This is a genomic window from Paraburkholderia sp. SIMBA_054, assembly GCF_046534875.1.
GTDB lineage: Bacteria > Pseudomonadota > Gammaproteobacteria > Burkholderiales > Burkholderiaceae > Paraburkholderia > Paraburkholderia hospita.
In genome coordinates, this window is sequence record NZ_JAWRXV010000009.1 from 217,135 (window position 1) to 230,168 (window position 13,034).

The window sequence follows — 13,034 nt, forward strand, 5'->3', positions numbered from 1 at the left end:
GCGGCGCTACGTTTTTCGCACCCGCTGGTACGTAGTTTTGAGCCATCATTATTGCCTTTTGCCCACCGCCGGTCAAGCGCGCCCCGACCTGGCCAAACGGCATATAAAGCAAAACACCCCACCGGCGAACCGTTGGGGTGTTTCACTCGATGTGTTTAACGCAAGCGTAGAGCGCTGACGCGCCCGTGGCTTAGCGCTGAGCGATCGGCTTGGCTTCGCGCGGCGTTTCGCCGATGAACAACTGACGCGGACGGCCAATCTTCTGTTCGGGATCGCCGATCATTTCGTTCCACTGTGCGATCCAGCCGACCGTACGTGCCATTGCGAAGATACACGTGAACATCGACGTCGGAATGCCCAGCGCGCGCTGCACGATGCCCGAGTAGAAGTCGACGTTCGGGTACAGCTTGCGCGACACGAAGTATTCGTCTTCCAGCGCGATCTTTTCCAGCGCCATGGCGAGCTTGAACAGCGGGTCGTCGTGCAGGCCCAGTTCGTTCAGCACTTCGTAGCACGTTTCGCGCATCAGCTTGGCGCGCGGATCGTAGTTCTTGTAGACGCGGTGACCGAAGCCCATCAGCTTCACGCCCGAGTTCTTGTCCTTCACCTGCTTGATGAACTCAGGAATGTTGTCGACCGAGCCGATTTCTTCCAGCATGTTCAGCGCCGCTTCGTTCGCGCCGCCGTGCGCCGGGCCCCACAGACACGCGATACCAGCTGCGATACACGCAAACGGATTCGCACCCGACGAACCCGCCAGACGAACCGTCGACGTCGACGCGTTCTGCTCGTGGTCGGCGTGCAGGATCAGGATACGGTCGAGTGCGCGGACCAGCACTTCGTTGACCTGGTACTCTTCGCACGGGTTCGAGAACATCATGCGCATGAAGTTCGCGCTGTACGACAGATTGTTCTGCGGATACACGAACGGCTGGCCGATCGAGTACTTGTACGCCATCGCGACGAGCGTCGGCAGCTTGGCGATCATGCGGATCGCCGAGACTTCGCGGTGACGCGGGTTATTGATGTCGAGCGAGTCGTGGTAGAACGCCGACAGCGCGCCGACTGCGGCGACGAGAATCGCCATCGGGTGCGCGTCACGGCGGAAACCACGGAAGAAGAACTGCATCTGCTCGTGAACCATCGTGTGGTTCGTGACCGTCTTCACGAACTCGTCCTTCTGCGCCTGATTCGGCAATTCGCCCTTCAGCAGCGCGTAGCACGTTTCGAGGAAGTCCGCGTTTTGCGCGAGATTGTCGATCGGGAAGCCGCGGTACAGCAACTCGCCCTTGTCACCGTCGATGTAGGTGATAGCCGAGTTGCACGAAGCCGTCGACATAAAGCCCGGATCGTACGTGAACTTGCCGGTCTGACCATACAGCTTACGGATGTCGATCACATCCGGGCCCATCGTGCCCTTGTAAATCGGCATTTCAACGCTCGGCGAGTTGTCGCTGAACGATAGCGTGGCTTTAACATCTGACGGGGTCATAGCACATCCTCAATCGAAGTATGGAAACAGGGTTTCGATAATTGCACGCCTGGATCAAACTCACCTGCGTAATGGCGAGGCTTACGCCTTGATTACACGTTACGCAGTATCTCCAGCACCCGCGCGACATCTGCGTCGGCGAGGTCGCCCTCCGGTTCCTTGCGGGCGAGCAGCAAGTCCATCAGGTCGTTATCGCTTAGTTCGAGCAGGCGCGTGAGCGCGCCTACGTCTGCATCACTGAGATCATGCTCATATCGGCTAAAAAAACGCTCGAAGATCAGATCGTTTTCCAGCAGACCACGCCGGGCGCGCCAGCGAAGACGCGCGCGACGCAGCGGGTCGGACTGATGCGGCGTGTCCATCTCAGACCGCACGCCGAACCATCAATTCCTTGATCTTGCCGATCGCCTTCGTCGGGTTGAGCCCCTTCGGGCACACGTCGACGCAGTTCATGATCGTATGGCAACGGAACAGACGGTACGGATCTTCCAGGTTGTCCAGCCGCTCGCCCGTCGCCTCGTCGCGGCTGTCCGCGATGAAACGGTAGGCTTGCAGCAGCCCCGCCGGGCCGACGAACTTGTCCGGATTCCACCAGAAGCTCGGGCACGACGTCGAGCAGCTCGCGCACAGGATGCACTCGTACAGGCCGTCGAGCTCATCGCGCTCTTCCGGCGACTGCAGACGCTCCTTCTCCGGCGGCGGCGTGTCGTTGATCAGATACGGCTTGATCGAGTGATACTGGTTGAAGAACTGCGTGAAGTCGCAGATCAGGTCGCGCACCACGGGCAGCCCGGGCAGCGGTCGCAGCACGATCTTCTGCGGCAGGTCGTTCAGGTTCGTCAGGCAGGCAAGACCGTTCTTGCCGTTGATGTTCATCGCGTCCGAGCCGCACACGCCCTCGCGGCACGAGCGGCGGAACGACAGCGTTTCGTCCAGTGCCTTCAGTTTCACCAGCGCGTCGAGCAGCATGCGTTCGTGCGAGTCGATCTCGATCTCGTACGTCTGCATGCGCGGCGCGGCGTCCTTGTCCGGGTCGTAGCGGTAGATTTCGAATGTACGCTTGGCCATGGTGTGGGGTCCTTTGTGCTTTAGAAGGTACGCGCTTTGGGCGGCACCGATTCGACCGTCAGCGGGTTCATGTGCACCGGCTTGTAGTCGAGGCGGTCGCCTTCGCTGTACCACAGCGTATGGCGCAGCCAGTTTTCGTCGTCGCGATGTTCGAAGTCGTTCTGCGCGTGCGCGCCGCGACTTTCCTTGCGGGCTTCCGCCGACACCATCGTCGCGCGCGCGACCTCGATCAGGTTCTCCACTTCGAGCGCTTCGACGCGCGCCGTGTTGAACACCTTCGACTTGTCCTTCAGGTGGATATTCCCGACACGCGCGGCCACTTCGCGAATGCGCTCGACGCCTTCAGCCAGCAGCGCCGACGTACGGAACACGCCCGCGTGCGCCTGCATCGTCGAGCGGATATCGTTCGCCACGTTCTGCGCGTATTCGCCCGAGCTGGAGTTGTCCAGCTTCGCCAGACGCGACAGCGCGAAATCAGCAGCATCGGCCGGCAGCGGCTTGTGATCCTTGATTTCTTTCACATGCTTGACGATGTGGTTGCCGGCCGCGCGGCCGAACACCACGAGATCCAGCAGCGAGTTCGTGCCCAGGCGGTTCGCGCCGTGCACCGACACGCACGAGCACTCGCCCACTGCGTAGAAGCCGTTGATCGGGTCTTCGTGGCCCTTCGCGGTGCCGACGACCTGACCGTGAATGTTCGTCGGAATGCCGCCCATCTGGTAGTGGATGGTCGGCACAACCGGGATCGGCTCCTTGATGCAGTCGACGTTCGCGAACTTCAGCGCGATTTCGCGGATCGACGGCAGACGCTTCATGATCGTCTCGGCGCCGATGTGCGACAGGTCGAGCAGCACGTGGTCCTTGTTCGGACCCACGCCGCGGCCTTCCTTGATTTCCTGGTCCATCGAGCGCGAAACGAAGTCGCGCGGCGCCAGATCCTTCAGCGTCGGCGCGTAGCGCTCCATGAAGCGCTCGCCGTCCGAGTTACGCAGGATGCCGCCTTCGCCGCGCACGCCTTCCGTGATCAGCACGCCTGCGCCTGCGACGCCCGTCGGGTGGAATTGCCAGAATTCCATGTCTTCGAGCGGGATGCCCGCGCGTGCGGCCATGCCCAGGCCGTCGCCCGTGTTGATGAACGCATTGGTCGATGCCGCGAAGATCCGGCCCGCGCCGCCCGTGGCGAACAGCGTGGTCTTGCCTTCGAGGATATAGACGTCGCCCGTTTCCATTTCGAGCGCGGTCACGCCGAGCACGTCGCCTTCAGCGTCGCGGATCAGGTCCAGCGCCATCCATTCGACGAAGAACGTCGTCTTCGCCGCGACGTTCTGCTGGTACAGCGTGTGCAGGAGTGCGTGGCCGGTACGGTCAGCCGCGGCGCACGCGCGCTGAACGGGCTTCTCGCCGTAGTTGGCCGTGTGGCCGCCGAACGGGCGCTGGTAGATCGTACCGTCCGCGTTACGGTCGAACGGCATGCCGAAGTGTTCCAGCTCGTAGACGGCGTTCGGTGCTTCGCGGCACATGAACTCGATCGCGTCCTGGTCGCCGAGCCAGTCGGAGCCCTTGATCGTGTCGTAGAAGTGGTAGTGCCAGTTGTCTTCGCTCATGTTGCCGAGCGACGCGCCGATGCCGCCTTGCGCCGCAACCGTGTGCGAGCGCGTCGGGAACACTTTCGAGAGCACGCAGACGGACAGGCCCGCACGCGCGAGTTGCAGCGACGCGCGCATCCCCGAGCCGCCCGCGCCAACGATGACCACGTCGAAGCGGCGACGCGGCAGGGAATTCTTGATTGCAGCCATTCTTTACACTCTCCAGAGAATCTGCGCAGCGTAGCCCGCACACGCGAGCAGCCAGACGATCGTCAACGCCTGCAGCAGAAGCCGCGTGCCAACGGGCTTGATGTAGTCCATCCAGATGTCCCGGATGCCGACCCACGCGTGATAGAACAGCGACAGCAGCGCGACGAAGGTGGCGAGCTTCATCCACTGCGTGGCGAAGATCCCGGCCCAGCCGTCGTAAGAGAATGCGTGCGCGCCGAAGAACCAGGCGAGCAGGATGACGGTGTACACGGCCATGATGACGGCCGTGATGCGCTGCGCGAGCCAGTCGCGCAGACCATAGTGCGCGCCGACCACCAGGCGCTTGGAGCCAACTCGGTTATTAGCGGACATGTTTTTAGAATGCTCCGAACAGTTTGAGCGCGAAGGCGATCGTCAGGATCGACGACACCACCAGCACGACGACCGACGTGCTCTTGCCACGCTCTTTCGACACCGCGTCGTGATTCATGTCCATCATCAGATGGCGCACGCCCGCGCAGAAGTGGAACAGGAACGCCCAGGCCAGCACCAGCGTGATCAGCTTGACGATGATGTTGGACAGGAAGCCCTTGAACACCTCGAAGCTCAGTTCGGAGGTCAGGCTCTGGTCAAAGAGGTAAAGCAGGAACGGAAGGAAGATGAACAGCAGGCCGCCGCTCAGGCGGTGAAGGATCGACACCCGCCCCGCGAGAGGAAGACGGTACGCCGTCAATATCTGCCCGATACCGATGTTCCGGTATTCCGGCCTCGGTTTTTTTACGGCTTCTGCCATGCTAGACCCCTACTTGTAGTCACACTAATCCGCAATTTTAGCGCCTTTTCATTTCGCGCTGCAGCGTAACACTGCTCTGGCGAGCGTGCCGCGAAGCGCGCATGAAGGCCCGCGCAAGCCTTGCCGCAAGCCCACGGCAACGCTTCTTCTTTCAACTCAAATCGTTCTGATAGTAATACCCGGTTGTGACATACCATCCGCGACGTACTTCGACGGGACGGTCACCATAGGTATAGGACACGCGCTCGACGGACAGCAACGGAAATCCCGTCGGCACGTGCAAAAGATCGGCAACGGACGGGTCCGCGGCAACGGCGCGAATCTTCTCGGACGCGCGAATCATGCGCGTGCCGAACTCCGTTTCGAACATCGCGTAGAGCGGCCCCTTGTACTCCGACAGGCGCTCGAGCGTCAGCCCGCGGAACACGCCGCCCGGCAACCAGATCTCGTCGAGCACCGTGTCTTCGCCGTCGAATGTCAAAAGACGCTTGATCAGCACGACGGGATCGGCCGGCTTCAGGTCCAGCTGCCGCGCGATATCCGCCGACGCGCGCAAGCGCCGGCATTCGAGCAGCCGGCTGATATGCGGATGCTCGGCGCCGTCGTCGGCGAGAAGACGGAGGAAGCGGAACTGCGCGCGCTCTTCGTTGTGCGTAGCAACAAAAGTGCCTTTGCCCTGGCGGCGCACCAGCAGATTGTCGGCGGCAAGCTCGTCGATCGCCTTGCGCACCGTGCCCTGGCTGACCTTGTAACGCGCGGCCAGTTCGACTTCGCTGGGAATGATCTCGCCAGGCTTCCATTCACCCGACTCGAGGCTCTGCGTGATGAGCGCCTTGATCTGCTGGTAGAGAGGACTGAACGTCGGCGACGGCGCTGGCGCGGAAACAGGCGCAGCGTCACCCGCACCGGACGCGCCGGGAGGGTTCGCTGTGCTGGCCGGGTTCGAATTCATGCGCGCATTTCAACACAAAGCGCCTCATGCCGTCCAGATTTTTTGCCGTAATAGATATGTCTTATATAAGACATAAGATACGGTTGACTTTGTCTCGCCCGACTCCTACACTCCTTGTCGAGCAAGGGTTTGCGGGTTGTGCCACGCATTTTTGACAGCGCTTTATGTCAACAGCGTGATGCACCGGAAGGCCACCCTGCATCACGCTGTTCCCTCACGCAGTCCAGGTTTCGCTTCGCCCTGCATTGCCCGGCAAGTGCGCCGCAATGCCCCGCCGAAACGCGCTGTTTGCAGGAGCCGCGCCATGCAGCGGCCTTGATGTGGCGTCTATCATGACGCCGATCGCTGCAAGCAATGTCCGTCCCCGCGCTCGGCAGCACAGATTATCCGGCACGGCGGCTTCGCCGGCAGCGTGCCTTCGGGCCTTCTTCGGACCGCCTGCAGGGCTCGCGCAGCGAATTCGCCGTGCTAAAACCACGCTTCGCGTAACGCCCATATAGAATGGCGTTTTCCCTAGCGTTCAACGCATCGTCCTGGAGATTTCTCAATGGCTAAGCCCGCAAAGCGCGTTGCCGTCACCGGCGCCGCAGGTCAAATCGGTTACTCCCTGCTGTTCCGCATCGCCAATGGCGACATGCTCGGCAAGGATCAGCCGGTCATCCTGCAACTGCTGGACCTGCCGCAAGCGCAAGCCGCCGTCAAAGGCGTCGTGATGGAACTCGAAGACTGCGCGTTCCCGCTGCTCGCGGGTGTCGTGGTCACTGACGATCCCAAGGTTGCGTTCAAGGATGCCGACGTCGCACTGCTGGTCGGCGCGCGTCCGCGTTCGAAAGGCATGGAGCGTAAGGACCTGCTGTCGGCCAACGCCGAAATCTTCACGGTGCAAGGCAAGGCACTGAACGAAGTGGCGAGCCGCGACGTGAAGGTGCTGGTCGTCGGCAACCCGGCGAACACGAACGCCTACATCGCGATGAAATCGGCACCGGATCTGCCGAAGAAGAACTTCACGGCCATGCTGCGTCTGGACCACAACCGCGCGCTGTCGCAACTGGCTGCCAAGTCGGGCAAGCCGGTCGCTTCGATCGAAAAGCTCGTGGTGTGGGGCAACCACTCGCCCACCATGTACCCGGACTTCCGCATCGCCACGGCTGAAGGCCAGGATCTGACCAAGCTGATCAACGACGAAGAATGGAACCGCAACACGTTCATCCCGACGGTCGGCAAGCGCGGCGCGGCGATCATCGAAGCGCGCGGCCTGTCGTCGGCGGCTTCGGCAGCGAACGCAGCCATCGACCACGTGCGTGACTGGGTGCTCGGCACGAACGGCAAGTGGGTCACGATGGGCATTCCGTCGGACGGTTCGTACGGCATCCCCGAAGATATCGTCTACGGCGTTGCCGTGACGTGCGAAAACGGCGAGTACAAGCGTGTCGAAGGCCTGCAGATCGACGCATTCGCGCGCGAAAAGATGGACAACACGCTGAACGAGCTGCTCGAAGAGCGCGAAGGCGTTCAGCACCTGCTCGGCTAATCGCCTGATGCCGAACAACCGGGACTCCGTTGCAGCGCGGCGGGTTCCGGTTTTTTACGTTTGACAATCCTGCATGATGGTTCGCGCAGCAAGCGCATGCAGGGGTTCGCAACTGATTCGAGCGCGTTTTGATCTGACCGTCATATATCACGGCCGCAACAGACCAGAACGCACCCGAATCAGAATTTCCAAACAGTACCCACACGCCGATAATGCGCGCATTGACTCCCGCCGAAGTCCTGTTTGACGGCGAAGCGCCGCCCACTGTGCTGCCTGCCTGCGACCACTACGCCGGCAGTGAGAAGCTGATGCTCAAATCGCTCGCTTTGCAGCAGGAGTTGGGTCCTGTCTTCGACATCACGCTCGATTGCGAAGACGGCGCGCAAGTGGGCCGCGAGGCGGAACACGCGGAACTGGTCGCGTCGCTGCTGGGCAGCGAGCATGACCGCTTTGGCCGCGTCGGCGTGCGGATTCACGATTTCAACCACGCGCACTGGCGCGACGACGTGCGCGTCATCCTGCGCGCGGCGAAGCGCGCGCCTGCCTTCATTACTCTGCCGAAAATCCGCAACGTGCCCGACGCCGCCGAAATGTGCGCGTTCATCGAGGCCACGCGGCGCGAGCTCGGCATCGCGAAGCCCGTTCCCGTCCAGTTGCTGATCGAAACGCATGGCGCGCTCACGCGCGTGTTCGATCTGGCCGCGCTGCCCGCCGTCGAATCCCTGAGCTTCGGCCTGATGGACTTCGTCTCCGCGCACGACGGCGCGATTCCCGATACCGCGATGCGCTCGCCGGGCCAGTTCGATCACCCGCTCGTGCGGCGCGCGAAGCTTGAGATTTCGGCGGCCTGCCACGCACACGGCAAGGTGCCGTCGCACAACGTATCCACGGAAGTGCGCGACATGGACGTCGTCGCGAACGACGCGCTGCGCGCGCGCAACGAGTTCGGTTACACGCGCATGTGGAGCATTCACCCCGCGCAGATCCCCGCAATCGTGTCGGCCTTTGCGCCGCGCGACGAAGAGATCACGACGGCGACGGAAATCCTGCTCGCCGCGCAATCCGCGCAATGGGGCCCGACGCGCCATCGCGACACGCTGCACGATCGCGCGAGCTATCGCTATTACTGGTCGGTGCTGCGCCGCGCCCGCTCGACGGGCCGCAGCGTGCCCGCCGAAGCCGCCCCGCTGTTCGGACCGAACGAGGAATCCGCATCATGAGCAACGCAAACACATCCGCGGGCGCCGCGTTCCGCGCAGCCGTCGCCACCGAAAAACCGTTGCAGGTGGTCGGCGCGATCAACGCGAATCACGCGCTGCTTGCGCAACGCGCGGGCTTCAAGGCGATCTACGTGTCGGGCGGCGGCGTCGCGGCTGGCTCGCTGGGCTTGCCCGATCTCGGCATTTCGACGCTGGACGACGTTCTGACCGACGTGCGCCGCATCACCGACGTGTGCGATCTGCCGCTGCTGGTCGACGTCGACACGGGCTTCGGCCCGTCGGCGTTCAACATTGCGCGCACCGTGAAGGCGCTGACCAAGGCCGGCGCGGGCGCGATGCATATCGAAGATCAGGTCGGCGCGAAGCGCTGCGGGCATCGGCCGGGCAAGGCGATCGTGACGCAGGACGAGATGGTCGACCGCATCAAGGCGGCCGTCGACGCGCGCACCGATCCCAACTTTGTCATCATGGCGCGCACCGATGCGCTCGCCGTCGAAGGTCTGCAAGCGGCGATGGACCGCGCGATGGCCTGCGTCGAAGCCGGCGCCGACATGATCTTCCCGGAAGCGATGACGGAGCTCGGCATGTACCGGCAGTTCGCGCAGGCCGTGAAGGTCCCCGTTCTCGCGAACATCACCGAGTTCGGCGCGACGCCCCTGTTCACCGTCGATGAACTGCGTGGCGCGGATGTCTCGCTGGTGCTTTATCCGCTGTCGGCGTTCCGCGCGATGAACAAGGCCGCTGAAAACGTTTACACGGCCATTCGCCGCGACGGCACGCAAAAGAACGTCGTCGACACGATGCAGACGCGCGAGGAACTGTACGATCGCATTGGCTATCACGCGTACGAGCAAAAGCTCGACGCGCTGTTCAGCCAAGGCACGCGGAACAACGAGCAGGACAAGTGAGCGGCACATCAAGGAGACCCCTGGAATGAGCGATACGACGCAAGCGGCTGCACCGGGAACAACAAGCGGCTTCAAGCCGAAGAAATCCGTGGCCCTGTCGGGCGTGACGGCGGGCAACACCGCGCTGTGTACGGTCGGCAAGACGGGCAACGACCTGCACTACCGCGGCTACGACATTCTCGATATCGCTTGCGCCAGCGAATTCGAGGAGATCGCGTATCTGCTCGTGCACGGCAAGCTGCCCAACGTCGCCGAACTCGCCGCTTACAAGAAAAAGCTCAAAGCGCTGCGCGGCCTGCCCGCGAACGTGAAGGCCGCGCTCGAGTGGATTCCCGCCGCCGCGCACCCGATGGACGTGATGCGCACGGGCGTCTCCGTGTTGGGCACGGTGCTGCCGGAAAAAGACGATCACAACCTGCCGGGCGCGCGCGATATCGCCGACAAGCTGATGGCCTCGCTCGGCTCGATGCTGCTGTACTGGTATCACTACTCGCACAACGGCAAGCGGATCGAAGTCGAAACCGACGACGATTCGATCGGTGGCCACTTCCTGCATCTGCTGCATGGCGTGGAGCCGCCGAAGTCATGGGTCGATGCGATGCATGTGTCGCTGAACCTGTACGCGGAACATGAATTCAACGCATCGACGTTCGCGGGCCGCGTGATCGCGGGCACGGGCTCCGACATGTATTCGGCCATTACGGGCGCGATCGGCGCGCTGCGCGGCCCGAAACACGGCGGCGCCAACGAGGTCGCGTTCGAGATCCAGTCGCGCTACCAGACGCCAGATGAGGCAGAAGCCGACATCCGCCGCCGCGTCGAGAACAAGGAAGTCGTGATCGGCTTCGGCCATCCCGTGTACACGATCTCCGATCCGCGCAACAAGGTGATCAAGGAAGTGGCGAAGAAGCTGTCGAAGGAGGCATCGAACATGAAGCTGTTCGATATCGCCGAGCGGCTCGAAGGCGTGATGGCCGACGCGAAGAAGATGTTCCCGAACCTCGACTGGTTCAGCGCCGTGTCGTATCACATGATGGGTGTGCCGACGGCAATGTTTACGCCGCTCTTCGTGATCTCGCGCACGTCCGGCTGGGCCGCGCACATCATCGAGCAGCGCGTCGACAACAAGATCATTCGACCCAGCGCAAATTACACGGGTCCGGAGAATTTGAAGTTCGTGGCGCTAAATAGGAGAAAATAGCGTCCGCTGTGCGCTCTCGGGGCGCGTGCAGTACCCCGGCGGTTGCGAAATTGCAATCGTGCACTGTTTAAACTCTGAAATTAGATAGAAAGGTTCTCTCCCATGAAAAAACTGCTGATCGCTACCGTTATTGGCGCTCTGTCTTCAACGCTGCTGGTGACGGCGCCCAGCGCGTTCGCACAATCGACCACCACGGCCAAGCCGAAGGCGCCGCAGCCCAAGCGCCTGATCAAGCGCAAGCCGAATCCGGCCAAGGAAGCCAAGGTCGATCCGATTCCGGAAGGTGCGGAAAAGTGGTCGTGTAAGGAAGGTCTGTCGTTCGATCTGAAGGGCGACATGAAGCGCGACCAGATCGTCACTGTCCACTGGGGCAACAAGAACTACAACCTGCCGCGTGAAAACACGACGACGGGCGCAGACCGTTTCCACGACGCAGCAAGCGGCATGGATCTCGTCGTGATCCCGACCAAGGCAATGTTGTTCTCGGATAAGGACAGCTCGCGTCTGGCCGACGAATGCGTGACGGCCGCCATGTCGCAAGGCGCGCCGGCGCCGACGCAGTCGAACGCCGTCAACAAGGCTCAGTAACACGGGCCGAACAGGACAAACCTCGATGTCCGCACCGATCTCCAACGTCCGGCCCGATCCGGACACAGTACTGGTCGATATCGTCGACTATGTACTGCATTACAAGCTCGAGAGCGATCTCGCGCTGGAGACGGCGCGCAATTGCCTGATCGACACGCTCGGTTGTGGACTCGAGGCCCTGTCTTACCCTGCCTGCACCAAGCTGATGGGACCGATCGTGCCCGGCACGATCGTCCCGAACGGCGCCAAGGTGCCGGGCACGTCGTTCCAGCTGGACCCTGTGCAAGCCGCGTTCAACATCGGCGCCATGATCCGCTGGCTCGACTTCAACGACACCTGGCTTGCGGCCGAATGGGGCCATCCGTCCGATAACCTCGGCGGCATTCTCGCGACGGCCGACTGGCTCTCGCGCACCGCCATCGCCAACGGCAAAAAGCCGCTCGCGATGAAAGACGTCCTGATCGCCATGATCAAGGCGCACGAAATTCAAGGCTGCATCGCGCTCGAAAATTCGTTCAACAAGGTCGGCCTCGACCATGTGCTGCTCGTGAAGCTCGCTTCGACGGCAGTGGTCGGCCAGTTGCTTGGACTGTCGCGCGATGAGCTGATCAACGCAGTCTCGCAGGCGTTTGTCGATGGACATGCGCTGCGTACCTACCGCCATGCGCCGAACACGGGCTCGCGCAAGTCCTGGGCAGCAGGCGACGCCACGTCGCGCGCGGTGCGCCTCGCGCTGATCGCGAAGACGGGCGAAATGGGCTATCCGTCCGTGCTGACCGCGAAAACATGGGGCTTCTACGACGTGCTGTTCAAAGGACAGCCATTCAAGTTCCAGCGCCCGTACGGCGCGTACGTGATGGAGAACGTACTCTTCAAGATTTCGTTCCCCGCCGAATTCCACGCGCAAACGGCTGCCGAAGCAGCGATGACGCTGCACGAACAACTGCGCGCGAGCGGCAAGCGCGTCGAAGAGATCGCGAAGATCACGATCCGCACGCACGAAGCGGCCATCCGCATCATCGATAAAAAAGGCCCGCTGAACAATCCAGCCGACCGCGATCACTGTATCCAGTACATGATTGCGGTGCCTCTGATTTTCGGCCGTCTGACGGCTGCCGATTACGAAGACGAAGTCGCGCGCGACCCGCGCATCGACGCGCTGCGCGCCAAGATGGCGTGCGTGGAAGACCCGCAGTTCACGAAGGATTATCACGACCCTGACAAGCGCTCGATTGCGAACGCGCTGACAATCGAGTTCGCCGACGGATCGACGTTCGACGAGGTGGTCGTCGAATACCCGCTCGGTCACAGGCGTCGCCGCGCCGAAGGCATCCCGCTGCTGGTCGAGAAGTTCAGGACGAATCTCGCGCGGCGCTTTCCGGCGAAGCAACAGCAAGCGATCCTCGATGTGTCGCTGGACCAGGCAAAGTTAGAAGCGATGCCGGTCAATGAATACGTCGATCTGTACGTCATGTGAGTTCAGAA

At 62.1% G+C, this 13,034-nt stretch carries 13 protein-coding genes; 6 read left to right on the forward strand and 7 right to left on the reverse strand.

Annotation, left to right across the window (positions count from 1 at the left end):
- Nucleotides 1-190: 190 nt before the first annotated feature.
- The 7 genes from gltA to SB822_RS13915 form a co-directional block, all read right to left on the reverse strand.
- Entirely contained in the window at nt 191-1,492 is a 1,302-nt protein-coding gene (gltA, locus tag SB822_RS13885; RefSeq protein WP_007579626.1) for a citrate synthase, read from the reverse strand.
- A 92-nt stretch (nt 1,493-1,584) separates the two neighbouring features.
- The gene (locus SB822_RS13890; protein WP_114222014.1) at nt 1,585-1,854 is read right to left on the reverse strand and encodes a succinate dehydrogenase assembly factor 2; all 270 of its coding nucleotides are present in this window, start codon (nt 1,852-1,854) and stop codon (nt 1,585-1,587) included.
- Nucleotide 1,855: 1 nt separating this feature from the next.
- A complete protein-coding gene (locus SB822_RS13895) occupies nt 1,856-2,560 on the reverse strand; it encodes a succinate dehydrogenase iron-sulfur subunit (protein ID WP_115104951.1) in 705 nt (234 codons plus the stop codon).
- 20 nt (nt 2,561-2,580) lie between these two features.
- Nucleotides 2,581-4,356: a succinate dehydrogenase flavoprotein subunit gene (gene sdhA, locus SB822_RS13900; RefSeq protein ID WP_007736307.1), complete on the reverse strand. Its 1,776-nt coding sequence runs from the start codon at nt 4,354-4,356 to the stop codon at nt 2,581-2,583.
- A 3-nt stretch (nt 4,357-4,359) separates the two neighbouring features.
- Entirely contained in the window at nt 4,360-4,728 is a 369-nt protein-coding gene (sdhD, locus tag SB822_RS13905) for a succinate dehydrogenase, hydrophobic membrane anchor protein (RefSeq protein WP_007578582.1), read from the reverse strand.
- A gap of 4 nt (nt 4,729-4,732) precedes the next feature.
- The gene (gene sdhC, locus SB822_RS13910) at nt 4,733-5,149 is read right to left on the reverse strand and encodes a succinate dehydrogenase, cytochrome b556 subunit (RefSeq protein ID WP_079487703.1); all 417 of its coding nucleotides are present in this window, start codon (nt 5,147-5,149) and stop codon (nt 4,733-4,735) included.
- Between the two features lie 151 nt (nt 5,150-5,300).
- Nucleotides 5,301-6,101, reverse strand: coding sequence for a GntR family transcriptional regulator (locus SB822_RS13915; RefSeq protein ID WP_007579562.1), 801 nt, complete (start codon nt 6,099-6,101; stop codon nt 5,301-5,303).
- A gap of 547 nt (nt 6,102-6,648) precedes the next feature.
- On the opposite strand from SB822_RS13915, the gene SB822_RS13920 reads away from it, so the two are divergent.
- The 6 genes from SB822_RS13920 (at nt 6,649) to SB822_RS13945 (ending at nt 13,026) form a co-directional block, all read left to right on the forward strand.
- Nucleotides 6,649-7,632: a malate dehydrogenase gene (locus SB822_RS13920; protein ID WP_007579561.1), complete on the forward strand. Its 984-nt coding sequence runs from the start codon at nt 6,649-6,651 to the stop codon at nt 7,630-7,632.
- Between the two features lie 212 nt (nt 7,633-7,844).
- Entirely contained in the window at nt 7,845-8,852 is a 1,008-nt protein-coding gene (locus tag SB822_RS13925; RefSeq protein WP_410854936.1) for an HpcH/HpaI aldolase/citrate lyase family protein, read from the forward strand.
- Nucleotides 8,849-9,760, forward strand: a complete 912-nt coding sequence (prpB, locus tag SB822_RS13930) for a methylisocitrate lyase (RefSeq protein WP_091790457.1) — start codon at nt 8,849-8,851, stop codon at nt 9,758-9,760. The genes SB822_RS13925 and prpB overlap by 4 nt, the downstream gene beginning before the upstream one ends.
- A 25-nt stretch (nt 9,761-9,785) precedes the next feature.
- Nucleotides 9,786-10,961, forward strand: a complete 1,176-nt coding sequence (prpC, locus tag SB822_RS13935; RefSeq protein WP_410854937.1) for a 2-methylcitrate synthase — start codon at nt 9,786-9,788, stop codon at nt 10,959-10,961.
- A 102-nt stretch (nt 10,962-11,063) separates the two neighbouring features.
- Nucleotides 11,064-11,549 (forward strand): hypothetical protein, encoded by a 486-nt coding sequence (locus tag SB822_RS13940; RefSeq protein ID WP_007579555.1) that lies wholly within the window; start codon nt 11,064-11,066, stop codon nt 11,547-11,549.
- A 25-nt stretch (nt 11,550-11,574) separates the two neighbouring features.
- A complete protein-coding gene (locus tag SB822_RS13945; protein ID WP_410854938.1) occupies nt 11,575-13,026 on the forward strand; it encodes a bifunctional 2-methylcitrate dehydratase/aconitate hydratase in 1,452 nt (483 codons plus the stop codon).
- Nucleotides 13,027-13,034: the final 8 nt, after the last annotated feature.